Genomic DNA, 23,286 nt, shown 5'->3' with positions numbered 1-23,286 from the left:
TCCCCTTGCGCGCCAGCACCGTTCCAGATGCGGGCAGCCTGCTGCAAACGGGGGCTTCCCTGCTGTGGCTGGTGCAGGCCGGTTTGCTGGCCTGGGCCCTGCAAGGCCTGCTTCGGGGGGGCGGTTTGCCGGCCGTTCAGATCTCCGCTGCCGGGGTGCTGCTGGTAGGCCTGGCGCGCGCGGCTTGTGATGCCTGGGGCGCGCGGCAGGCTTTTCGCGCGGCGCGGGCCCGTCTGTCGGGCCTGCGCGCGCAGGTCGCGCTTGCGCTGGCAGCGCGCTCCCCGCTGGATCGCGCGCGCCCGGCGTCGGGTCTGGCCGCCAGCGTCATGGCGGAGCAGGCCGAAGCCGTGGTGCCTTACCTCACGCGTTATCAGACAGCCCGGATGCGCGCCACGGTGGTGCCGCCAGTGATTTTGCTGGCGGTGCTGCCCTTGTCCTGGGTGGCAGCGCTGGTGCTGTTGTTGGCCGCGCCGCTGATCCCGTTGTTCATGGCCCTGGTGGGCTGGCGCGCCAAGGCCGCGAGCGAGGCCCAGATGGTCGAGATGGGCGGGATGAATGCCTTCCTGCTGGATCGCTTGCGCGGACTGGCGACGCTGCGCGCGCTCGCTGCGGTGGATGCCACGGCGCTGCGTTTGCGCGATGCGGCGCATGCGCTCAAGCAGCGCACCATGGCGGTGTTGCGCATCGCTTTTTTGTCGTCGGCCGTGCTCGAACTCTTCTCGGCGCTGGGTGTGGCGATGGTGGCGGTGTACATCGGCTTTCACTTGTTGGGTCCGTTTGATTTTGGCGCCTGGGGCAGACGCCTCACCCTGGGGCAGGGCTTCTTTGTGTTGCTGCTGACGCCGGCATTTTTTGAGCCCTTGCGCGAGTTGGCCAGCGTCTGGCATGACCGCGCAGCCGGCGAGGCGGCGCTGGGCGCACTGAATCGCCTGGCTGCGCAGGGGATCGTTTTGCCGGGCGCCGTTGGCCCGCAGCAGAACCCCGATCGTCTTGCCGGTAAACCTGCGCGCAGCACTTCGGCGGTGGAAATTCAGGGCTTGCGTTTGACGCATCCCGGTGCGAACCATCCCGTGTTTGAGGGCTATGACTTGCATGTGGCGCCCGGTGAGCACCTCGTGATTGCCGGGGCCAGTGGCGCCGGAAAATCCACGCTGCTGGCCCTGATCGCGGGTCTGCTGCCCGCGCAGGGCGGCAGCATCGTGATCGACGGCGTGCCGTTGTCGGAGGACACCGCCATGGCGCTGCGCACGCGCATGGCCTGGATTGGCCAGAAGCCGCATATTTTTGCAGGCACGGTGCAGGCCAATGTGGCGCTGAGTCGTGCGCCGGCGAGCGCGGCCGCGGTGGCCGCCGCGCTGCGCTTTGCCGCGCTGGATGGCGTGGCGCAGGCGCGCCCGGGTGTTGGCCTCGGCGAGGGCGGTGTCGGGCTGTCGGGCGGCGAGGCGGTGCGGCTGGCGCTGGCGCGTGCCGCGGTGGATCCTGCTGTGGACCTGCTGCTCGCCGATGAGCCGACCGCGCATCTGGACGCCGCGACGGCCGCGCAGGTGGCCGATGCCCTGCTGCAACTGGCTGTCGGCAAGACGCTGATCGTCGCGACGCACGATCCGGTGCTGGCCGCCCGTGTAGGGCGCGCCGGGCGTGTCATCCAGCTCGGCGCAGCGCGGGAGACTCCGGCATGAAGCTCTGGCGCGAGCTTCGTCCCTTGCTGGTCGTGTTTGCGCAGGGGCGCCGCGCGTGGTTGCTGGGCGGCGCGCTGCTGGCGGCGCTGACGGTGCTCTCGGGCATGGCGCTGCTGGGCCTGGCGGGCTGGTTCATCACGGCCACGGCGATTGCGGGCCTGAGCGCGGCCACGGCCTTCACCTTCGATGTGTTCATGCCGTCGGCCGGTATCCGCCTGCTGGCGCTGGGCCGTACCGCCTCCCGCTATGGGGAAAGGTTGGTGACGCACGACGCCACGCTGGGGGTGCTGGCGCAGTTGCGCGAGCGTTTGTTCCGGGGCTGGGCCCAGCCCGAGGCGGCCCGGCGGTTGCTGGCGCGGCCGGCCCAACTGCTGTTTCGCCTGACGGCCGACATCGATGCGCTGGACTCGCTGTACCTGCGCGTGCTGGTGCCCGCCAGCGCGGCGCTGCTGGCGGCGCTGGCGACCGGGTTGGCGCTGGGGCTGGCCCATTGGGGCCTGGGCGTGGCCGTGGCGTTGTGGCTGGTCGTGGCCGGTTTGGGGATTGCGCTGGTGGTCGCGCAGCGCGCGCGCCAGGCGGCGCGCCAGCGCGCCTATGGGCTGGAGGCTTTGCGCGCACGCAGCGTGGATCTGGTGGCAGGGCAGACGGACCTCGTCATGGCCGGGCAGCTCGATGCCCAGCGGGCCGCGCTGGCGGCGGCCGACGCCTATCTGGCGTGTGCCGACGACGCCCTGAACCGGCTGGAAATCCGAGCGGCCCTGGCCTACAGCGTGGCCGGCACCATCGCCCTGAGTGCCACCCTGCTGGCGGTCGGCGCGCTGACCGGTGCGGGCACCCTGGGCGCGCCGGTGGCTGCCCTGGCGTTGCTGCTGGTGCTGACCGCGACCGAGCCCTTTGCCGCGCTCAGCCGCGGGGCGCTGGAGTTGGGGCGCACGCTGTTGGCCGCGCGCCGGTTGGTGCCGCGCATGCAGACGCCCGGCGTGCAACCTGCGATTGGGGCCGCCGCGATGGCACTCGCCCCTGGCCTGGCGCTGAAGCTGACCGGTGTCACAGCCAACCCGGGTGGCCATGAGGCGCCCGGTCAGCCACTACTGCGCGAGCTATCACTCGCGCTGCGCGCCGGCGAGCACGTGGCGCTGATCGGGCCCAGCGGGGCCGGCAAGTCCACCTTGCTGGCGCTGGTGGCGGGCGAGCTGGCATCGCACTCGGGCGTGGTGCAAACGCAGCCCCACAGCCTGCTGACGCAGCGCACCGAGTTGTTCCAGGACAGCCTGCGCGACAACCTGCGCCTGGCCGACCCCGGCGCCGATGACGCGCGCCTGTGGCAAGTGCTCGAGGCCGCCGGCCTGGCCGACGATGTGCGGGCGCTGCCGCAAACGCTGGATGCGCGGCTGGGCGAGGGCGGACTCGGCCTGTCGGGCGGCCAGGCGCGCCGGCTGGCACTGGCGCGCTTGCTGTTGCGCCGCGTGCCGCTGTGGCTGCTGGATGAGCCGACCGAGGGGCTCGACCCGGCCACCGCGCGCGACGTGCTGCAACGCCTCCAGGAGCAGGCGAGCGGGCGCACCATTTTGCTGGCGACCCATGTGCGGCGCGAGGCCGCGCTGGCGGACCGTTTGCTGGGCTTGCAGCACGGGCGCATCGTGGCCGATGTCCGGCGTGGTGAGGCACAATTCGAGGCGATGCTGGGAACATTGCGGCCCGATTGAAGTCGGATGCAGGGTAGGGCGGGTCGCAGCAAAGTCCCGCGGCAGCGCAGAATCAAAAATCAAAGGGGTTGACATGGAACTCGACATCGTTTCGCTGTCGCGATTGCAGTTTGCCATCACGGCGCTGTATCACTTTTTGTTCGTGCCGCTGACCTTGGGCCTGTCCATCATCCTGGCCATCATGGAGACGGTCTATGTGATGACCGGACGCGTGATCTGGCGCGACATGACGCAATTCTGGGGCGTGCTGTTCGGCATCAACTTCGCCATGGGCGTTGCGACCGGTGTCGTGATGGAGTTCCAGTTCGGCATGAACTGGAGCTACTACAGCCACTACGTGGGCGATATTTTTGGCGCACCGCTGGCCCTCGAGGGCCTGATGGCCTTTTTCCTCGAAGCCACCTTTGTCGGGCTGTTTTTCTTTGGCTGGGACAAGCTCTCCAGGGTCGGGCATCTGACGACCACCTGGGCCGTGGCCGCCGGTTCCAACTTTTCGGCCTTGTGGATTTTGATCGCCAATGGCTGGATGCAAAACCCGGTGGGTGCCGTGTTCAACCCGCAGACCATGCGCATGGAAGTCACGGACTTCTATGCCGTGCTGACGAATCCGGTGGCGCAGGCCAAGTTTGTCCACACCGTCTCGGCCGGGTACGTGACCGCCGCCGTGTTTGTGCTCGGGGTGTCGGCCTGGTACCTGCTCAAGGGGCAGCACCGCGATCTGGCCAAACGTTCGATGACGGTGGCGGCGTCCTTCGGTCTCGCGGCGGCGCTGTCGGTGGTGGTGCTGGGCGACGAGAGCGGCTACCTGTCAGGCGAGCACCAGAAGATGAAGCTCGCCGCCATCGAGGGCATGTGGGAAACCCAGCCCGCACCCGCGGCCTTCACGCTGATCGGTTTTCCGGACCAGGCGGCGCGTGAAACCCACTACGCGATCCATATCCCGGGGCTGATGGGCCTGATTGGCACCCGCTCGCTCGACACTGTGATTCCGGGCATCAATGACATGGTGAAACTGGCCGAGGTGCGCATCGGCCAGGGCATCAAGGCCTACGGCGCGCTGGAGCAAATTCGCGCCGCCGGCAGCATGGACAAGGTCTCGCCCGAATTGCGCGCCGCCTTTGAAGACAACGGCAACCAGCTGGGCTACGCGCTGCTGCTCAAACGCTATGTCGATGACCCGCGCCAGGCCACCCCGGAGCAGATTGAGAAGGCAGCCTGGGACACCGTGCCCCAGGTGGCACCGCTGTTCTGGCTGTTCCGAATCATGGTGGGCATCAGCATGCTCCTGATCCTGTTGATGGGGACGTTCTTCGTGCTGTCGGCGCGCCGGGCGCTGGATCGGCATCGCTGGCTGCTCAAGGTGGCGCTGTTCGCCATTCCGCTGCCGTGGATCGCGGTCGAGGCTGGCTGGCTGGTGGCAGAGTTCGGTCGCCAGCCCTGGGTGGTTGAAGGCATCCTGCCCACAGCGGCGGCAGTTTCCAGCCTGGGCATCAAGACGCTGCTGTTCAGCATTGCCTGCTTCGTCCTGGTCTACACCGTGCTGCTGGTGATCGAGATGAAGCTGCTGCTCAAAACCATTCGCAAGGGACCGGCCTCGGAACATTCTCCGGCCGAGGGCGCGGCTCCCAGGCGCGCCGCTGCGATCCCGGCGCCCCTCACCTCAATGGAGTAACCCCATGATCCTGCATCAGTTAGTGGATTACGACAGCCTGCGCCTGATCTGGTGGGCCCTGATCGGGCTGCTGCTGGCCAGCTATGCCATCACCGATGGTTTTGATCTGGGGGTGGGCATGCTCCTGCCCTTTGCCGGACGCGACGACGTGGAGCGGCGCGTGATCATCAACAGCATCGGACCGGTCTGGGAAGGCAATCAGGTGTGGCTGATCCTGGGCGGCGGCGCCATCTTTGCCGCGTGGCCGCAGCTCTATGCGGTGGCGTTCTCGGGCTTTTACCTGGCCATGCTCGCGATTCTGGCGGGGCTGATCCTGCGTCCGGTGGCGTTCAAGTTTCGCAGCAAGCGCGACGAGCCGCGCTGGCGCGCGCGCTGGGATTGGGTCCTGTTTTTCAGCGGCTTCGTGCCGGCGCTGATTTTCGGCGTCGCGCTCGGCAATGCGCTGCAGGGCGTGCCGTTCCGGCTGTCGAGCGACATGCGGATCTTTTACGACGGCAGCTTCCTGGGCTTGCTCAACCCCTTCGGCTTGCTGTGCGGCCTGGTCTCGGTGGCCATGCTGGTGATGCACGGCAGCGCCTGGTTGCAGCTGAAGGCGCAGGGGCCGGTGGCGCAGCGCGCGCGCCGCTACGGCAGCGTGGCGGCGCTGCTGACCATCGTGCTGTATGCCCTGGCCGGTGTGCTGCTGTGGTCTTACGTTGGCGGCTATCGCATCACCAGCGCCATCGACATGGGGGGGCCGTCCAATCCGCTGCTCAAGACGGTCGAGGCCCATGACGCAGGCGCCTGGTTTGCCAACTATGCAGCCCATGCGTGGACCCTGGCTGCACCCGTGGCCGGTTTTGCCGGCGCGCTGGGTGCCTTGCTGGGGCTGCAGCTGCGGCGCGAGATCTTCACGCTGCTGAGCAGCGCGCTGAGCGTGGCCGGCATCGTGCTGAGCGTGGGCGCGTCGATGTTCCCGTTCCTGTTGCCGTCGTCCATCGACCCGCGCGCCAGCCTGACGGTGTGGGATTCCTCGTCGAGCCACCTCACGCTGTTCATCATGCTGGTGGTGACCGTGATTTTCGTGCCCGTCATCGTCGCCTATACCTCGTGGGTGTACCACGTGCTGTGGGGCAAGGTCGACGAGCAGGCCATCCGCAGCGAGAGCGGGCACGCGTACTGACGCGCCCTTCCATTCAAAAAAACCAGGGGCTTGTGATGTGGTACTTCTCGTGGATTCTCGGGCTGCCCCTCGCGGCCGCCTTTGCCGTACTCAACGCCATGTGGTACGAACTGATGGATGACGAGGAGACGCGCCGGGAGCAGCTCGAAAAGCCCTGACAGCCAGGGCCGCCGCGCCCGCGCCGCCTCAGTGACCCAGCGCCTGCGTGATCAGGCGGCCGGCCGGCGCCAGATTGACCACCAGCTCATGCGGCAGCGCGTGGCGCTCCACCAGGTACTGCGGCGTGTTGAAGCTCACCATCACGCTGCCAGGCACCGCTTCCGACACCAGCGCCTTGAGCGGCAGATCGAGCGCGGCCAGCGGATGCGCCAGCATCAGTGGCGTGCCGGCTTTCGCGTTGCCAAAAATCAGCAGCACGGTGGGCGGCATCGTCAAACCCACGGCAGCGGCCTCGGCCTGGTGATCGATGGTCGCGAACACCTTGAGGCCATGCGCTTTGAACGTGGCCTGCAGTCGCTCCAGCGTGTCTGCGAACGTGTGGGCACTCTTGATGCTGACCACGCCGGGTGTGGTGGCCGGGGTCGAATGGGGAGTGTTCATGCGAGGCTCCTGAAGAGGACTGAAGGCCATGGTAGACCGATTTCTGGCAGCCTGCCTATGGGCAGAACCCTTTCGCATGAAACCCTGAAATTTAAGCTTTTTCGGCCTGTAGCCCTTATGGGGTGCTGATTATGCGCTATGAATAGCATAGTGATCATGTACCGCCTCTGCGGCGCACGGTGCTTGTCACGTGCCCCCGAACATCGCCAGATTCAGCTTCGAGGGCTCGCCCAGCCACGATGCGTGCAGCGTGTGGTCCGCCAGATCATCGCCCGTCAGGCCGTGCACCAGCACATCCAGGCCGTCGCGGTTCTGCTCCAGCCAGGCGATGAAGGGCTCGAACTGCGCGCCGTCGAACGCGATCTGGCAGCTCCAGTGCGGGTGCGGCCCCACGAGCTTTTCATGGACACGGCCCACGCGCACGTTGAACTGCTCGCCCGCCTGCTGGCAGAGTTGGCGCGCCTGCGCCACCGTATCCGGCCCGAAGTAGACATGGGCGTGGTAGTGCGCGTAGAGGTTTTGGGGGCGTGCAATCATGGGCTGTCTCCAGCGGGCCAGGGCGGCCCTTTCAATTCGACGGTGTTGCCCTGCGGGTCGGCGATGTAGATCGAAGGCCCTTGTCCTTCGGCACCATTGCGCGACTCGACCGGCCCCACGGCGACGCCCGCGGCCGTCAGGTGCGCCCGGATCGCGGCTTCATCGAACGGATCGACGCGCAGGCAGAAGTGATCGAGGTTGCGGCCTTCAAACCCCGGCGCCGCACCGCCCGCGCGGCCCAGCGGCCCGTCGACCGGCACCAGATCCACCAGCGATCGTCCAGCACGCAACTGCACCAGGCCGATATCATCCTGGCGCCGCTCGATGGGGCAGCCCAGCACCGTGCCGTAGAAATGGAGCATGGCGTCCAGATCAATGACGCGCAGGACGATGTGGTCAATTTCCTGGATGTCGATCATCGGGCTTTCTCCATGCTTGGGCTGAAGAATACACGCGCCGACGATCACGCGGGCAACCGCCGGATGATGGCCGTCGCGGTGGCCGAGGCTATCCTCTGCAGTTCCTTATTAAAAATGTCCACCTTGGCTATAACGTACAGGCTAGCCAGCTCAAGGAACCCGCCATGATCACCCTCACCTCCGTAGAAGCGCAAAACCGGTTTGGCCAGTTGCTCGATACCGTGCAGCGCGAGCCGGTCGCCATTACCCGGCATGGGCGCACCGCCGCGTTCATCGTGTCGCCGCGGGACATGCAGGATTTGCAGGATGCCCGGCGCCAGCGAGGCACCACCGTGAAGGCGTTCGAGGCCTACTTTGCCAAAGCCGATGCCACGCTCACGCCTGCGGCGCGTCGATTGGGCGATGCGGATGTCGTGCGACTGGTGAAAGCTGCGCGGTGACCGACCCACTGCGGGTCGTCATCGATACCAGCCCCTTGGGGGGTGCGGTATTGCGCTCGGGTTCGGTGCCACTTCAGGCATTCATGGCCGCCATGAGCCTGCTAGTCCGCACCCCACATAGCATCTTTGCATAGCTTTACAAATCCCTGCGCCAGAGCCGCAGTGATAAGAAAAAAGGCTTCAAAATCAACGGCTTGAGCGCCGCCTGCCCGGGCCGCTGCCGGCTTTTGCAGGCCCCGCGCCGCGTCCGCGAAGGCCTGCGCGACGAATCTGGGCCGGCCATGGCGCTTCGCGGCGACGTAACATATTGGAACAAGATGCAACGCAAGATTGCATTGTCGAATAACAACTTGATGCAGGGAGGTCTCATGAGCTTTGGTACGCACGGCCTGCGCGAAATCGTGCCGGCGCCAAACCGGCATCGGCATGAATCCGAACGGCCAGCGCGCTGACGTGACCATGTGCCAGAATCATCGCCCGGCCCGCCGCATGCATCGCGCGGGAGACAAAAGAATCGTTCGGGCACTGCCTCCATTGTTTCCACTTCTACGAACCACCACGCGAGTGGTCTTCCTCGATGACGACGTCCGCTATTTGCAGATGTTGTCGATCGCGATCCCGGAGCGTTTTGCGGCTTCGCTCTACAGTGCGGGTGTAGAAGCGGCCAACGATCTTCAGGCATCCTTGGCTCATCTGGCCCGGGAGCGGAGCGGCCTGGCCGGGATTGCTGCTGACGGAGAGAAATCCGTCGTACTCGCGCTTCGATATCTGCATGATCCGTCCCGGTTCTTCATCGCAGGTGTCCTTGGGTGCGACTACGCGATGCCCGACGAGGCAGGCACTGCGTTCTGCGCCAAACATGCGATAAGCGGGTTGCGCCGCATTTTGCTGACCGGGTCCGCAGACACCGAGGTTGCTGTCGGCGCGTTCAATGAAGGCGCTATCGAACTGTACATGCCCAAGCAGGCATCAAATCCGCTTGAGAAGCTAATCGTCAATGTGGATTCACAAATGCTGCGGTCGGCCGCGGAGCGCGGCGCTGTGCTTGCCGCCGCCATCCCGCCGCAAACCCAGTCCTTGCTGGAAGATCGCCAATTGGAGCCCGCGCTGACGCGCTTCATCGAGAAGCTGGGTGTCGTGGAATATGTTTTTCTGGGCCGCCCGCTCGGTCTGATCGCCGTCGACAAAAACGGTTCGGTGCTGTGGATCCAGTTGGAGGACGAGCCATCGCTTCGAGGATTGGTCGAGATACTGACGGAATCCGGCTGGAATCGCGAAGAGATCGACCTGGTGCGGGACAGGAAAGCCGCGGTGGACGTCGAAGTCGCGTCCCAACTCCCCGGCCATGAGCCTCGCATCGAACCTCTGCAGCAATTGTGCGCTGCACCGTATCTCGGCGCCGCCGTCTTTGCACTGGATGCGCTGCCTGATGCATTGGCGCCTGCCCAGCACCGGAGTTGGCGCATCGAGAATGCCGGTGCGCGACTGAAATAAGAGACGCGAGAGTTGCAAATGAGCCAGAGACTCGCGCCGTGCAGGGAGCCGACATCGCCGGCGGCAGAGCCGGGCGCATCGGCCCTGCTCGGCACGCTCGTGGCCGGTCTGCGGGCGTCGCGCATCGCGTCGGCGGCCATCGTGGCGACGGATGTCCACTCACCATCCAAAACCGTGGTTGCCGCCTATCCGGCCGGCCTTCATGCCCAGCTCGGCAGCTTCGACGGGCGCATGGATGAGCCCTTGGAGCGCCAAAACGAATTGCCGCCGCCGGTTCAGTGGCATCGCAGGAGCGATCCGCAGCTGGCCATGCTGGGCTGGCCCAAGTGGATGCTGAAGAATGGCTACAACTCGTTGATCCGGATCCGGTTCCCTATGGGCGTGGCCATCGAATGCCTCCTGTTCAGCATGGCAGACGGGTTCGAGAGCGAACAGCTCGGCGTCGCCCTGTGGGCGCTGATGTCGATGTGGGATCAACTCAAGACGGCTCTTTTGGCCGAACGTGCCATCCTTACCCCCAGGGAAGTCGACTGTCTCCAGGCCGCCTTCGATGGTTTGACCGCCGTCCAGACAGCGAAGAAGCTGGGCTGTACCGAGAGAAGCGTGCGAATGCACCTGTCGCACGTGATTGCAAAGCTTGGCGCCCCCAACACGATTGCAGCCGCGCGCCGCGCACAGATGCTGGGCATCATTTAGCGGACCGCCGTCGCAGGAGGGAGTGCCGAGCGGATACCGCTGCACGATCAAGCCCTCCAAATCCGGGTTCCATTTGTGAACTTTCTGGCCAATGCAACACGCGCCGGGTGTGGCCTTTTTCTCATTTTTTGTACTTTTGCCCGACTTTTTTTCGCCAAACCTGTCGTATCCGACAGGGTCGAACTGTGTAACTTGAGAGAAACGGGCGAGACTTTAATTGCCTCGAACAACGAGCCATTCAACGACAAGGAATTTCATGCGCTCTTTTCTCCGCAACCTGGGCAAGATCGTACTGGCAAGTTTCGTGGGCATCCTGGCCGCCTGCGGCGGCGGCGATTCAGCAGGCGTGGCGCCGCAAGGTGGAGGCAGTGGCAGCCCCTCCGCGGCCCCCCAACTCAGCGCCGATCAAGCCATCTACGAAAGCTTGAATTTGTCGCCCAGCGCTTCCTATGGGCACACTTGGCTCTTGCCCAATGCAGGCACTCCCGTGAGCGGCACTAACTACCTGCTGACATCGAGTGCCGGTTTAACCAATTCCCCGCTCACCAGCGGCCCGCAGAAAGTCCAGAACTCAGCTTGGGCCTCGGTCTCCAACACCTTGGCGTTGCCCGCCAATACGGCAACGACCCGGTATCTGCTGAACGGACAAATCATTGCCGCCGCCAATCCACCCACGGACACCGTCAGTTACCAGGGGGCCGGCATCAGGGTCGACTCGCTGGCCGCCGATGGCGTGACCACCGTTCAAAGTCAACTGCGCACGGGCTTTACCAACGTGCCGTTGACTGGCCTGGTGAACGCAGCGCCGGCCGATCTTGCGCACTATTTCAACGCGCTGTTCTTCAATCCGACGCTGCTGAGCGGCACGGCCAGCTGGGCAGCGGGTGCGGCCTATGTGGAATACACCGCCACCAGCATCGGCGATACCTATGAAGTGACAGACTACGCCGCCACGACGTATGGCACCAGCCCGAGTCCCGTGGCCACGGGGGCCACCATTGCCGCGCTCATGACGGCCGGCGGCATTGTTTCAAGCGCTGATGCGGTCACGTATACGCTGTCCAATGGTGGCGTTTCTAGCATCAATGGCATCACCACCTACGTGGCAGCCAGCCCCCGGCCCAATGTCACGACCAACGCGTACCGCACCTACTACGAGCTGAACGGCAACGTCTATGCCGGCCAATTGATCAAGGACGGTACCGTGCTGGGCGGCAGCGCCTACAAGGTCACCGTCTCCGGCACGACCACCACGAACTACACCCAAAACTTCCAGATTCGGCTGAACAAGGCGGCTTCCAGCAGCCTCGACGGCGCTATCACGTTCTGACTACGGCGCTCCCGGGCCATTCGCATCTCATGCAAATCAAAGCCTTCCCGACCCATCTAGGTCAACTGCTCGTGACCGACGACTTCGCGCCGCTGCCTTTGCAGCAGGCCGTGTCGGAGCTAGCGCGCCAGCCCATCTGGAAATACGGCTGGCGCTCCAACAACCGGCGTGACCGCTACTGCTACTGGCATGCCCACATTGCCGGCGGCGACGGCAACAGCCGCGCCAACTGCGAGGCGGAACTGGCCGCCAACCAGCAATTTTCTGCCGCTTACGCCCTGTTCAAGCTGCTGCAGCACGGTCCGCTCAAAGGCCATGAGCCGGTCCGGGCCTACCTGAACAGCCATACCTTTGGCGTGGAAGGCTACGTGCACCAGGACAACAAAGACACCGAGAACTACTTCTCCACCGTGTACTACGCCCATCCCGTGTGGCATCAGAACTGGGCCGGCGACACCGTGTTCTACAACCGTGACGAGAGCGACATATTGACCAGCGTGTTCCCGCGCCCGGGGCGCGCCGTCACCTTCCACGGCGCCATCCCGCACTGCGCGCGGGCACCGGGGCGCGACTGCAACGAGCTGCGGGTGTCTCTGGTGATCAAGACACAACTGGCAGGCAGTGCAAGCAACGCGGATGGGGAGCAGCACTGATGCAGCTGTGTCAAGCTTACCTTGCCTACGCTCGCAAGGCGTCGCTGCCGGATCCGGTCATGCATCTGCTTCAGCGCAGCGGCGCCCTGCAGGCCGCCCACAGCGGGCGGACCCTGTTCGATCATCTGCTGGGCACTTACAGCCTGCTGGAGGATTGGCGCCAGCCAACTGCAGTCTGTCTGGCGGGGCTATTCCACAGCATCTATGGCACCAATGCGTTCCAGCGCCAGAGCTTGGCACCAGACCAAAGGCCCGAGTTGCAGGCGGCGATCGGCCGGGAAGCCGAGGCGCTGGCCTGGCTCTTCTGCGCGATCGACCGGCCAGGGGCCATCTTGCAGGCTCTGCGCAAGGGCCAAGCGGACGCCGAATTGGCGGCCCGGTGCGACCGGGCTGGGTTGACCCGGGCGCCACTGTGCGCCACCTCCCAGCAAATCCAGGCCTTGGCGGAAATCGAAACGGCGAATCTGATCGAGCAGGGCAGTTGGGGCAGCGCTTTGCGCGAGCTCTATTGCACGGCGATCGATCGACCGGGCGCCTTGAGCGCCTCCGCCACCGCTGCCCTGCGTGAAGGCTGGGCCCGCCAACTCGCAGAGCAGGAGGTCAATGCATGAGCGAGGTCCGGTTTGCCCAGCCGGGCGACATTCCCGCGCTCATTGAATTGGGCCGCCAGATGCACGTGCAAAGCCGTTACGCCTGGATGGTGTTCAGCGCCAGCCGGGTGTGGACATACCTGGAGAATGCTATCCCCAACAAGCAGTATTGCGTGATCGTGGCCACGCAAGACGCAGCGTCGGATGCGCCACTGTGCGGGCTATTGCTCGCAACCGCTCACCAGTATTCCTTTGCCAATGACTTCATGGCGCAGATCGACTATCTGTATGTGCTGCCCACCAAACGGGGAACGCCCGCGGCCATGAAAATGATGGCGGGATTCAAACGCTGGGCCGGGAACCGCGAAGTGGGGGAGATCTCAATGGCCAACCGGTTTGGGGCAAACGAAGCTTATACGGGCAAGCTGTTCGGGAAACTTGATATGCCTGCTGTGGGCGGGGTGCATGCGATGTGGGTACAGAGGAAGTGAAAGCATATGCTATGGAATTTCGGCCTGAATCCACTGACATCTATAGCGCAGGCTTGGCTTTGCACTTTCAAATCACTGTCAACATTGCCGTCACTAAATCGATTAGCTATTCGCGTTTGGCTGCGATTTTGACCACTAACAGATTTATGAAATTGAGAGCGCAAGCGGGGAAAAGCACGCCTCTTTCAATTTATGCGCAGTTTCGAAGAAATCAACATGAGAATATTCAATTTCAATATTGAAATAAACACCTCTTGGCGGAAAAATAAAATAGCAGCGTTATTTTTATTTCTTGCGATTGGAACCTTTTGGATGGCGACAGTTCAATCTGGATATTTTGCCAACTATAGATTTGGTGATTCAATTGTTCCACGAGAAGATCAGCTCGTTCGATCTGGGCCATATGTAATGAAGAGAGTGATGTCGCGGAATTACTCGCTGATTAAATTTATACCACTGAAAGGCGAAGATCAATACACTGAAAAACCTCGTAATTTTAATAATTCAGAAAATATTTTGAACCTAGTGGAGCAATTTAAAGATAAACCAATTGCTTATTTGTGGACGAGTCAATTAAATCCTGTTCGAAAAATATGGAAAATAGAAGTAAATCAAGGGGTTGAGCTTTCTTTTGATAGGGCTTTGTTTGATTACCGAATTGATTCAAACCCTGGATTTTTGCTGGATTCAACTGTTTTAAATCTATTTATTTTTTTGCTATCAATGCTTAGCATTAATCGCATCGAGAAACTTTAAACTGAAAAAGTTGGAGCTAAAAATGTCATCTGTAAATACGGAAACTGTTGAAGGCGTTGCCGCCGCAAACAATTTAATCAACGCCATTGCAACAGGCGAAAATGTTAATAATGTTGCTACATCATCCAACAGTTTTAGTATTTCCAATATTGGCAATAGTGTCCAAATAAGTGCGACTTTGGGTGCCGCTCTGAAACTTTTTTCAGACACAATTGGCGGAGCAACGGGATTGGGAGGTCTCGGATTAACAGCTTATGCAGACTTGAACGAGGCTGTGGCAAGCTATCATGATAACAACGGCATAATTTCTTCTTCTATATGGATAAACCTTGGGAGCGATTTTTATGAACTTATCGCTGGTGGGTTACTTACCGGAATTGCGGCAGCAGAAGCGAGTGGCTTATCAACTGTAATAATAGCTGGTGTTGGAACTATTGCGTTGCCGGAGGCCCTTGCTCTCGCCGCTACTGCTGGAACAGTCGCCGTCATACTTGGAGGTGCTGGTTTGATAAGTCAGGGCCTTTCTGATGGCATTAATGCTGCTCAAGGTCTATTTAATAAAATGTTTGTTGACGATGTTTCTTCTAATATTACTTTGTCAGAAGTTAAGGTGGTGGCCAGCAACGCACCCGATCAAGTAATAACTTCTGAGGATGGCACTGTAGTTACATCAATATGGGGAACTGCTGGTAATGGTGCAACTCTTGTTGAAAAATATACGGATGCTAGTAAAACTATTCTCATAAGCCAAACGAATACGTATGTTGACTCTGAAATTGGAGAAACAACAGTTACCACGGTTAATTTTAATCCTAGCGGCTCACAATGCACGTTCAGTAACGTTGTTTCCAATACTGCAACTGGGTTTGTTATTAATAATAGTACGGGTACAGAGACAACTGATGAATCAATTAATAGCGTTACGATCTCAGGCCAAGGTGCTTCGCTTAATTTGGCAAATGCTAATATCACCCTAGCCCCCCTCGCAAGCGCAACGATCGCCGGTAGCGGTAACACAATTATCGTTGGCGCAGGTGCAAACCTCACGGTTACTGATACCAATACAGTGAATCTTCTTGGGGTCACGGTCAGTGTTGTCGCTGGTAGCCAGATCAGCACTGGCGCCAACGGAATTTCCGCGATTGTGACCGACGGTTCAGGTCAATTGCTCTCTCAAGTTGCACACAATCCCGATAGCGGCGTCACTACCCAAACAGACTACGGTAACCCAACCGACCCCAATGTCCAAACCGTCACCACCTTTGACACTTTGGGCAACCCAACCGGCACCAGCACTGTCACCGCAGCCATTGATAACACCGTCGGCAGCCTCACGTACGGCCAGATAATCCCCAACACCTACAACATCGTCAATGAAGACGGCACTGGCACCATCACCGCCACCGGCCAGCGTACCGTCAATCCCGACGACGGCAGCTATACCGACTCCCTGCTGAGTTCGGCCACCGCGCAAAACCCCAACGGCACGCTCAGCGTCACCCAAACCAGTGCCGATGGCATTCCGCAGCCGGTCAATAGTCAGCTGGCGTTGGCCGATCTCGGCACGGCCGTCAATGAAACCGGCGACGCCATCACCATCATCCAGGCCATACAAGCCGGCCAAGTCACCTTGCCCGCCGTTGCCAGTGGTCTGAGCCTGGCCAATACTATTGTTCAAGGGGGTGCTACCTCCGACTTGGGCTACGCAGCCTCGGGATTGGGCGTCCTGGGTGATCTGGTAGGTTTCGAGACCGCCCTCAAGCAAGGCAATACCCTTGGCGTCGTCAGCTCCGCGGCCTATGCCGTCGATGGTGCGGCCAGTATTTATGCCGAGAGCCTGGGATACACCGCTGATGCAACCTTGAGTGCGGTCCAGGTTGCTGCTGAGGATGGATTTATTGATAGCGTGGGAGAAGATACGGCACTCAGCGGTGCTTCCGACGTCATCGGCGACATTGCGGACGTCAGTCCATTCCTGAGCATTGCGCAGGCGCTGGAAAACGGCAACTACGTCGGAGCCATCGCCGAGGGAATAGGTTTTGCAGTCGCCGGACCGCTGGGAGAGGCTATCGGCTCCATCGTGGGAGCGGTATTTGGAGATTTGTTTAGCAGTCCCCCACCCCCATGGGGCGACGCCTCGGTCCAGTGGGACGCAGCCAGCGGTACCATCAAAATCTCGGATACTGGTGGGCAGGGTGGCGACGCCACGGCCTACAACGCGCTGGCCAGCGCGATGAGCGGATTGACGGGCATCGTTGCGCAATACAACAGCCTGGGACAGCCGGGCCTGCAGCTGGGCCTCATCCCTGAGCGCATGGGCGCCCTGAGCTTCAGCGGCAATCAATTCCACGTCACTACCGTGGACCCCGTCACGGGCCAGGAACTCAACCCCGGCCTGTATTTCAACACCAGCGGTAGCGCCACCGGCACCTACCAGGGCAATGCCAGCTACTTCCAGACGCTGGGGGCCTACTACACCACCAACGCACTGGCGCTGCAAGCCATCGCGCCCGAATGGGAGGTGCAAACGGCCGAGATGCAGGCAGCCAACAATTTGAGCAATGCGGGTCTGACCGAAACCGAGCGCGCGGCCAACCTGGGGCACCTGGCAGCGCCGCTGCCCACCGGCGCAACCACGGAAACCTGGAACCCGATTGCCCTCAACTTCGGAGGTGGCCTGGCCACCACGGCGCTGGCGGGCAGCAACGTGCAGTTCAACGTGGACGGCACCGATAACCTGGATGCCAACCTCACCGGGGTGACCGACCCGCATTACCTGCATCAGACCGCATGGCTGAACAACACCGACGGTTTTCTGGTACTCGACGAGAACATGAACGGTGCCATCGACAACGGCCAGGACATGTTCAGCGACTCGCAAGTGGCCGGCAGCTACCGCGGCGTGGCCAGTCTGGCCACCTATGACGCCAACGGCAATGGCGTCATCAACGGCAGCGATCCGGTGTTTGCCCAGCTTGGCGTCTGGATTGACGCCAACGGCGACGGCGTGATGCAGTCGGGCGAATACCACAGCCTGGCAAGCCTGGGCGTCACCAGCCTGAACTACGCGCTGGGCACCTACACCACAGCTAACGGCAACGTGCACCAGATGGGCACCCTGAACCTGCAGGCCGACACCCTGGGCGCCAGCTATACCGCTGAGCCCAATGGCATCCAGCTGGCGACCACCAACGGTCAAACGACGCTCGACGTCACCCGGCTAAATAACCTGAACACTCTGCAGGCCAACGAGGTGGGCTTCACCACAAACGAGGACGTGCCCGCGGTCATCGCGGTGCGCGGCAACGGCAGCACGGTGCAGGGCCTGCTGGACACCGACAGCGTGAGCAACGCACCCAATGCGGTGCTGCGGGTCACGGGGGTGCAGAACGCGCAGGACGGCACCGTGAGCTTCGATGCCAATGCCGGCACCGTGACGTTTACGCCCACCACTGGTTTCGCTGGCACGGCGGGATTCGACTACACGGTGGATGCCGGGGCCTACGGGCAGGCCACGGCGCACGTGCAGGTCACGGTAGCGCAAGTGGACCATCCCCCTGTGATCACGGGGGATGCTCTGCAGCAAATCCCGATCTATGGCTATCAAGTTTCGATAGTCGCCAATCCCGACACCGGCGACACCACTACGGTGACGACCCTGTATCAGCCCGGCACCGGTTATGCAAATCCCAATGGCACCGGCCCCTACTCGTACCGTAGTGCGCCCGTGGCCTACCAGACCAACCCCGACGCGGGCACCTTATCCGTCACGGACCAGGACTATCCCGTCAGCGACTTGACCTGGAGCGTGGTGACCCAAGGCAACCACGGCGGCATTGCCACGGTGGATGGCAATGGAAACTGGACCTATACCGGGGGCCAGGCCATCGGCGGCAATGACGCCTTCGTGGTGCAAGTCACCGACCCGCAAGGCGGCAGCGCCCGGTACACGGTCGCGGCAGCGCTGCCGCCCGCGCCAACGGGAACTGGCGGTGGCAGCGATGGCGGCGATGATGACAGCGACGCCGACGCCGATGGCGGCGATGGCGGCGGTGATGGCGGCGGCGACCCCCTGGTTCTCGATCTGAACAAGACTGGGTTCCATTTCACCTCGGTCAACGACTCCAACGTCTTCTTCCGTAGCGCGAGCGACGGGCTGCGCCACCAGACAGCCTGGTTTGGCGGCGGCAATGGCGTGCTGGCCTTTGACAAGTATGGCGACGGCATCGTGCACGACAGCAGCCAGATCGACTTCCAGGGCGATCTGCCGGGCGCACTCAACAGTCTGCAGGGCCTGGGCGCGTTCGACTCCAACCACGATGGAGTGATCAACAGCCAGGACGCCATGTGGTCCAAACTGGGAGTGTGGGTGGACACCAACCAGGATGGGATATCCGAGTCGGGCGAATTCCAGAGCCTGTCGTCCCTGGGCATCACGTCCATTGATCTATCCAGCACCAACGAGTTCTCCGTCAGCAACGGTGTCGTGATCGATACCGTCGCGACCTTCACCTACGCCGACGGCACGACCGGCCAGATGGCCGATGTGACGCTGCCGATTTCCAGCAACGTATTGGTGACCAACCCCGACGGCACGACTTCCGTGGCACAGCGGGCCACCACGAGCACCAGTACGCCGATGGTGTACGGCGATGGCAACAACCTGATCCTGGGCGATGTCGGCGACAACAACATTCAGGCGGGTAATGGCAACAACGTCATCGAGACCGGCGCCGACAACGACATCATCCTGGCCGGAAACGGCAGCAACACCATCAGCAGTGGCGATGGCGAGGATGTGGTGGTGGTTGGCAATGGCAACAACACCGTCTTCTTTGGGGCCGGCCACAAGACGGTGGTCACAGGTGCCGGCAACAACATGATCGTGGGCGGCAGCGGCAACGATGTCATCATGGCCGGGCAAGGCAACAACACCATCTATGCAGGCACCGGCAATAGCGTGATCTCTGCGCAGGATGGAGACAACACGCTGGTGGGCGGCGTCGGCTACAACGAGTTGATCGCGGGCGACGGCAACAACTTCTTCACCGACGGCGGCGGCCGTGCCGACATGACCGCCGGCACCGGCAGCAACACGTTCACGGTGAACGATACGCTGGACACCATCACGGTGGCCGCACCTGTCGCGGGCACCACGGCGGGCGTCAATACGGTTCGGGCCGGCGTCAACTGGACCCTAGGCGCCAATCAGCAGATCTTGTGGGGCACAGGCAATGCGGCGCTGACCCTGGCAGGCAACGATGAGGGCGACCAGATCATCGGAAACGGCGCGGCCGACACCCTGGCCGGCGGCGCGGGCAACGACACCCTGGCCGACAGCGGCGGTGCCGCCACCCTGATAGGCGGCTTGGGCGATGACACCTATATCGTCAGCAATGCCGCCACCGTGGTCATTGAAGCGGCCAACGCCGGTACCGACACCGTCAAAACCAGCGTGAGCTACACGCTGCCCGGCAATGTAGAAAACCTGATCGGCACCGGCCACGCGGCCCTGACCCTCACCGGCGGCAGCCAGGACGGCGCCACCCTGATGGCCAATGATGCCGACGACACCCTGGTGGTGGGCAGTGGGGTCGCCACGCTGGTGGGCGGCTCAGGCAACGACACCTTCGTGGTCAACAACGCCGCCGACGTTGTGCAGGCGCAGGCGGCAGGCAATACCAACACGATCCTGACCAGCGTGAGCTACGCGGCGCCGGCCAACGTGCAATACCTGACGGGGACCGGTAGCGGCGACATCACGCTGACCGGCAACGGGATCGGCGTCCAGATCCAGGCCAATTCGGGCGACGACACGTTGATCGCCGGCAGCGGCGACAACACGCTGATCGGCGAAACCGGCAACGACAGCTTCCAGCTGTTCAATGCCGCCGACACGGTGCAGCTCGGCAGCGGCCAAAGCACCGTTGCCGGCGGCGACGGCGACATCAAGCTTGCCGGAAATGCCAACGGCGCGGCCAGCATCGCCCTGGGCGATGGAAACAGCCGGATCGATCTGAGCGCCAACGGCAACGGCAACAGCGTGGTCTTGGGCAACGGGTCGAACATCGTGCTGGCGGGCGACGGATCCAACACCGTGCGCCTGGGCTCCGGCCAGGACCACGTTGCCCTGGGCAACGGCGACAACGAGGTCACAGCCGCGGACGCGGCCGGCGTCGCGGACACCATCGGCGTGGGTAGCGGCGCCAACACCATCATCGTCGGCCAAGGCGATGACGACATCACGGCTGGCAACGGTGCCAACACGGTTGGCGGCGGTAATGGCAACGACACCGTCGAGCTCGGCGCTAGCTCCAACAGCGTTGCCTTGGGGGCAGGCAGCAACAACGTGACGGCCGCGGACATTGCCGGCGCGGTTGATACGATTCAACTGGGCGATGGCGACAACCATGTCGGCATGGGTCAAGGCAATGATCAGATCGGCGCCGGCAATGGAGCCAACGCGATCACGACGGGAAATGGCAACAGCCAGATCCAGGTTGGCAATGGCCAGAACACCATCACGGTGGGCGATGGCAACAACACCTTGACCAACGGCACCGGCACGAATGCCCTGCACGTCGGTATCGGCAACGACACCATCGTCAACAACGGCGGTAACGATACGCTGTACTTTGCGTCGACGGTGGCGGCCGACAGCCTGATCTTTAGCCAAAGCGGGGCCGATTTGCTGATCACCGAAGGGATGACCGGTGGCAGTGTCCGCATCGTGGGAGGCTACGCGAATGCCGCCGATGCCATGACTCAGTATGTCGCGGGCACGAGCACCAGCCAGTCCACTGGCGGCTCGACCATCCTGACGATCGATGCCTCGGGCACCGTGACCATCACGTCCTACTCAGGCCCCGATGGCACCGGCACGGCCTTGGGCGACACTTGGACCAATCCAAACGACACCTCGGGAAGCGACACCTTCAATGCCGATGGCTCCAGGAGCGGTGACATCCACAACGCCGACGGCAGCTATAGCACCTACACCGCGAGCGCGGACGGCCTGATCACCGACCGTTTTGATGCCAGCGGCAATGGGCTGGGCTCGACCGTGCAAATCACGAACGCGGGCACGGTTACGACGACGGCCTATTCGGGGCTCGACGGCAGCGGCACCAAACTCAGCGATACCTGGACCGCCAGTTGGGGAGCGTATGGCAGCGACACGTTCAATGCCGACGGCTCCAGGTCGAGCACGACCAATTACGATGAAGACAATGCTGAAATTGTTGAAACGGACTATTACAGCGCCACAGGTTTGTTGACGTCGGACTCATGGGCCGGTAGCGATGGCTCATCTGGAGCCGATGTCTATAACGCTGATGGTTCCGGCTCGAGCACCAGCAATGATGGTCAGGGCTATGTCGAGACATATATCTATGGCGCCACAGGTCTGTTGGCGTCGGACACATGGGTCCACAGCGATGGCTCGTCCGGCGCGAACGTTTATAACGTTGACGGCTCGAGCCGCGATACGTACGTCGAAGCCGACGGCATCTATGGCAGCTCCGTTACTGACGCCCTGGGCGACTCCACCAGCAGCAGTTACAGTGCCAGCGGCGTGCTGCAAGGCGTGTACAAGGCCGATGGCACCTCCGACAGCTACTTCCTCGCCGCGAACGGCGCCAGCATAGATACGATCACAAATGCAGATGGCAGTTTCATCAGCAACTCCAACGACGGTGAGGGAGACGTAACCACCGAGAGCTATGCTGCCCCCAATGGCAAGCTTTTGGCGCTCGCCTGGAGCAGCGGCGACGCCTATGTGACCACGACCACCGCGAGCCAGACAGACGGCTCGCAGGTCAGCACGAGCCGCAATTCCAGCGACGGCTCCAGCATCGTCACCACAACCAACGCTGACGGCAGCTCTGGCATCACGATCAACGACGCCCAGGGCGCCAGCACCGAGACCCTTTTTGACGCCAATGGCAGCAAGACGAGCGATGTGTGGCAGGATTGGGGCGGGCACGGCAGTGACACCTACAACGCGGATGGCACCGGCACCGGCACGGGCGTCGGCGTCGATCGCTACGGTCAAGCCTTCAGCTTCGATGTGGTGACGCAAGCCGATGGCTCTTACGTGGAGAACTGGACTGAGCCCGATAACTGGGCTGAGCCCGGTGGCAGCTACGGCACCAACACGCTGAATGCGGCCACCGGCGAGGTCACTATCAGTACAGCGACGGGCGACGGCTATAGCGAGTCCACAGACATCACCAAACTTGCCAACGGCGCCACAGAATTGAAGGTGAGCGACACGAATACCGGCAGCAGCAGCTACTACGAGGACTATTCCAAAGACACGGTCGCGCAAGCCGACGGCTCTTACGTGGAGAACTGGACCCGGTCCGATGGCAGCTACGGCACCAACACGCTGGACGCCGCCACCAGCGAAGTGACCGGCAGCAGCGCCATGGTCACTGATGGCTACACCGATACCTGGGACATCACGACTCTCGCCAATGGTGCCACCGAGTCGAACTTTACTGAGACCTACACCGATGGCAGCACCTATAACACTCACAACCTAACTCAGTCCGACGGCTCCTCCGTTGACAGCTGGAGTCAATCGGACGGCAGCTTCGGCACCAACTACACGAGTACGTCGGCCAGTGACAGTGACACCTACACTTGGGGGCCCGGCCAAGGCGTGGACCATGTCCAGGCTTTTGCGGGCAATGACACCCTGGATATCTCGGCCGGCGTGAGCACCGATCAGCTCTGGTTCCGCCAGGACGGCATCAACCTGGACATCACCATCCTGGGCACGAGCGACCAGATGACCATCGATGGCTGGTATGCGAACTGCTCCAACGGGCTGCAAGGCATCGAACTCTCAAGCGGCCAGACGCTGGCCGCCGCCAACGTGAATGCGCTGGTGCAGGCCATGGCCGCGTTCGCCCCGCCCACGGTGGGCCAGCTTAGCTACACCGCGCAGGAGCAGACGGCGCTGGCGCCGATGCTGGCGGCGAACTGGCACTGAGCATGTAACTCCCGATGCAGCGGCGTCGCGGGCGCAGCAGGGGGCGTGTCCTGCGCGCCGCCC

At 62.4% G+C, this 23,286-nt stretch carries 19 protein-coding genes; 15 read left to right on the top strand and 4 right to left on the bottom strand.

Going from position 1 to position 23,286, the window contains the following annotated elements:
• The first annotated feature begins 5 nt into the window (after nt 1-5).
• The 5 genes from cydD to cydX all read left to right on the top strand — a co-directional run bounded on the left by cydD (nt 6) and on the right by cydX (nt 6,377).
• Entirely contained in the window at nt 6-1,679 is a 1,674-nt protein-coding gene (gene cydD, locus B0E49_RS15255) for a thiol reductant ABC exporter subunit CydD (RefSeq protein WP_286138044.1), read from the top strand.
• A complete protein-coding gene (locus B0E49_RS15250; RefSeq protein WP_077563070.1) occupies nt 1,676-3,385 on the top strand; it encodes an amino acid ABC transporter ATP-binding/permease protein in 1,710 nt (569 codons plus the stop codon). The genes cydD and B0E49_RS15250 overlap by 4 nt, the downstream gene beginning before the upstream one ends.
• A gap of 73 nt (nt 3,386-3,458) precedes the next feature.
• Nucleotides 3,459-5,057 (top strand): cytochrome ubiquinol oxidase subunit I, encoded by a 1,599-nt coding sequence (locus B0E49_RS15245; protein ID WP_077563069.1) that lies wholly within the window; start codon nt 3,459-3,461, stop codon nt 5,055-5,057.
• 4 nt (nt 5,058-5,061) lie between these two features.
• Complete coding sequence (gene cydB / locus B0E49_RS15240; RefSeq protein ID WP_077563068.1) at nt 5,062-6,219, top strand: cytochrome d ubiquinol oxidase subunit II; 1,158 nt, start codon at nt 5,062-5,064, stop codon at nt 6,217-6,219.
• Nucleotides 6,220-6,254: 35 nt separating this feature from the next.
• On the top strand, nt 6,255-6,377 hold the full coding sequence (gene cydX, locus B0E49_RS15235; RefSeq protein WP_077563067.1) for a cytochrome bd-I oxidase subunit CydX: 123 nt from the start codon (nt 6,255-6,257) through the stop codon (nt 6,375-6,377).
• 28 nt (nt 6,378-6,405) lie between these two features.
• Here the strand turns inward: cydX and B0E49_RS15230 are convergent, their stop codons facing one another.
• The 3 genes from B0E49_RS15230 to B0E49_RS15220 all read right to left on the bottom strand — a co-directional run bounded on the left by B0E49_RS15230 (nt 6,406) and on the right by B0E49_RS15220 (nt 7,775).
• Nucleotides 6,406-6,819: a DUF302 domain-containing protein gene (locus B0E49_RS15230; protein ID WP_077563066.1), complete on the bottom strand. Its 414-nt coding sequence runs from the start codon at nt 6,817-6,819 to the stop codon at nt 6,406-6,408.
• A gap of 186 nt (nt 6,820-7,005) precedes the next feature.
• Nucleotides 7,006-7,356 (bottom strand): DOPA 4,5-dioxygenase family protein, encoded by a 351-nt coding sequence (locus B0E49_RS15225; protein ID WP_077563065.1) that lies wholly within the window; start codon nt 7,354-7,356, stop codon nt 7,006-7,008.
• A complete protein-coding gene (locus B0E49_RS15220) occupies nt 7,353-7,775 on the bottom strand; it encodes a VOC family protein (protein WP_077563064.1) in 423 nt (140 codons plus the stop codon). Before B0E49_RS15220 ends, B0E49_RS15225 begins: the two co-directional genes overlap by 4 nt.
• A 164-nt stretch (nt 7,776-7,939) precedes the next feature.
• On the opposite strand from B0E49_RS15220, the gene B0E49_RS15215 reads away from it, so the two are divergent.
• The 9 genes from B0E49_RS15215 (at nt 7,940) to B0E49_RS20295 (ending at nt 14,225) form a co-directional block, all read left to right on the top strand.
• Entirely contained in the window at nt 7,940-8,215 is a 276-nt protein-coding gene (locus tag B0E49_RS15215) for a type II toxin-antitoxin system Phd/YefM family antitoxin (protein WP_077563063.1), read from the top strand.
• Between the two features lie 194 nt (nt 8,216-8,409).
• On the top strand, nt 8,410-8,667 hold the full coding sequence (locus B0E49_RS15210; RefSeq protein ID WP_077563062.1) for a hypothetical protein: 258 nt from the start codon (nt 8,410-8,412) through the stop codon (nt 8,665-8,667).
• Nucleotides 8,642-9,709: a response regulator gene (locus tag B0E49_RS15205; protein WP_144264588.1), complete on the top strand. Its 1,068-nt coding sequence runs from the start codon at nt 8,642-8,644 to the stop codon at nt 9,707-9,709. Before B0E49_RS15210 ends, B0E49_RS15205 begins: the two co-directional genes overlap by 26 nt.
• A gap of 18 nt (nt 9,710-9,727) precedes the next feature.
• A complete protein-coding gene (locus B0E49_RS15200) occupies nt 9,728-10,405 on the top strand; it encodes a response regulator transcription factor (protein ID WP_077563060.1) in 678 nt (225 codons plus the stop codon).
• Nucleotides 10,406-10,661: 256 nt separating this feature from the next.
• Nucleotides 10,662-11,735, top strand: coding sequence for a hypothetical protein (locus B0E49_RS15195; RefSeq protein WP_077563059.1), 1,074 nt, complete (start codon nt 10,662-10,664; stop codon nt 11,733-11,735).
• Between the two features lie 29 nt (nt 11,736-11,764).
• On the top strand, nt 11,765-12,388 hold the full coding sequence (locus B0E49_RS15190; protein ID WP_144264587.1) for a 2OG-Fe(II) oxygenase: 624 nt from the start codon (nt 11,765-11,767) through the stop codon (nt 12,386-12,388).
• A 59-nt stretch (nt 12,389-12,447) separates the two neighbouring features.
• Nucleotides 12,448-12,999: a DUF6817 domain-containing protein gene (locus tag B0E49_RS15185; RefSeq protein WP_144264586.1), complete on the top strand. Its 552-nt coding sequence runs from the start codon at nt 12,448-12,450 to the stop codon at nt 12,997-12,999.
• Nucleotides 12,996-13,469 (top strand): hypothetical protein, encoded by a 474-nt coding sequence (locus B0E49_RS15180; protein ID WP_077563056.1) that lies wholly within the window; start codon nt 12,996-12,998, stop codon nt 13,467-13,469. Before B0E49_RS15185 ends, B0E49_RS15180 begins: the two co-directional genes overlap by 4 nt.
• 216 nt (nt 13,470-13,685) lie before the next feature.
• The gene (locus tag B0E49_RS20295) at nt 13,686-14,225 is read left to right on the top strand and encodes a hypothetical protein (RefSeq protein ID WP_144264585.1); all 540 of its coding nucleotides are present in this window, start codon (nt 13,686-13,688) and stop codon (nt 14,223-14,225) included.
• A 633-nt stretch (nt 14,226-14,858) separates the two neighbouring features.
• Here B0E49_RS20295 and B0E49_RS20290 read toward each other — a convergent pair.
• Nucleotides 14,859-15,311, bottom strand: coding sequence for a hypothetical protein (locus B0E49_RS20290; protein WP_144264584.1), 453 nt, complete (start codon nt 15,309-15,311; stop codon nt 14,859-14,861).
• Between the two features lie 184 nt (nt 15,312-15,495).
• On the opposite strand from B0E49_RS20290, the gene B0E49_RS15175 reads away from it, so the two are divergent.
• The gene (locus B0E49_RS15175; protein WP_077563055.1) at nt 15,496-23,223 is read left to right on the top strand and encodes an SPM autocatalytic domain-containing protein; all 7,728 of its coding nucleotides are present in this window, start codon (nt 15,496-15,498) and stop codon (nt 23,221-23,223) included.
• Nucleotides 23,224-23,286: the final 63 nt, after the last annotated feature.

Source organism: Polaromonas sp. C04, assembly GCF_002002705.1.
GTDB lineage: Bacteria > Pseudomonadota > Gammaproteobacteria > Burkholderiales > Burkholderiaceae_C > Rhodoferax_A.
Note: the sequence above shows the minus strand (reverse complement) of the source record. Positions and strands in the feature narration are given on the sequence as shown.

Coding starts and splice junctions, on each gene's coding strand:
- B0E49_RS15230 (WP_077563066.1), bottom strand. CDS start 6,819: ATGAACACTCCCCATTCGACCCCGGCCACCACACCCGGCGTGGTCAGC.
- cydB (WP_077563068.1), top strand. CDS start 5,062: ATGATCCTGCATCAGTTAGTGGATTACGACAGCCTGCGCCTGATCTGG.
- B0E49_RS15220 (WP_077563064.1), bottom strand. CDS start 7,775: ATGATCGACATCCAGGAAATTGACCACATCGTCCTGCGCGTCATTGAT.
- B0E49_RS20295 (WP_144264585.1), top strand. CDS start 13,686: ATGAGAATATTCAATTTCAATATTGAAATAAACACCTCTTGGCGGAAA.
- B0E49_RS15215 (WP_077563063.1), top strand. CDS start 7,940: ATGATCACCCTCACCTCCGTAGAAGCGCAAAACCGGTTTGGCCAGTTG.
- B0E49_RS15250 (WP_077563070.1), top strand. CDS start 1,676: ATGAAGCTCTGGCGCGAGCTTCGTCCCTTGCTGGTCGTGTTTGCGCAG.
- B0E49_RS15225 (WP_077563065.1), bottom strand. CDS start 7,356: ATGATTGCACGCCCCCAAAACCTCTACGCGCACTACCACGCCCATGTC.
- B0E49_RS15205 (WP_144264588.1), top strand. CDS start 8,642: ATGAATCCGAACGGCCAGCGCGCTGACGTGACCATGTGCCAGAATCAT.
- B0E49_RS15245 (WP_077563069.1), top strand. CDS start 3,459: ATGGAACTCGACATCGTTTCGCTGTCGCGATTGCAGTTTGCCATCACG.
- cydX (WP_077563067.1), top strand. CDS start 6,255: ATGTGGTACTTCTCGTGGATTCTCGGGCTGCCCCTCGCGGCCGCCTTT.
- B0E49_RS15185 (WP_144264586.1), top strand. CDS start 12,448: ATGCATCTGCTTCAGCGCAGCGGCGCCCTGCAGGCCGCCCACAGCGGG.
- B0E49_RS15200 (WP_077563060.1), top strand. CDS start 9,728: ATGAGCCAGAGACTCGCGCCGTGCAGGGAGCCGACATCGCCGGCGGCA.
- B0E49_RS15180 (WP_077563056.1), top strand. CDS start 12,996: ATGAGCGAGGTCCGGTTTGCCCAGCCGGGCGACATTCCCGCGCTCATT.
- B0E49_RS15190 (WP_144264587.1), top strand. CDS start 11,765: ATGCAAATCAAAGCCTTCCCGACCCATCTAGGTCAACTGCTCGTGACC.
- B0E49_RS15195 (WP_077563059.1), top strand. CDS start 10,662: ATGCGCTCTTTTCTCCGCAACCTGGGCAAGATCGTACTGGCAAGTTTC.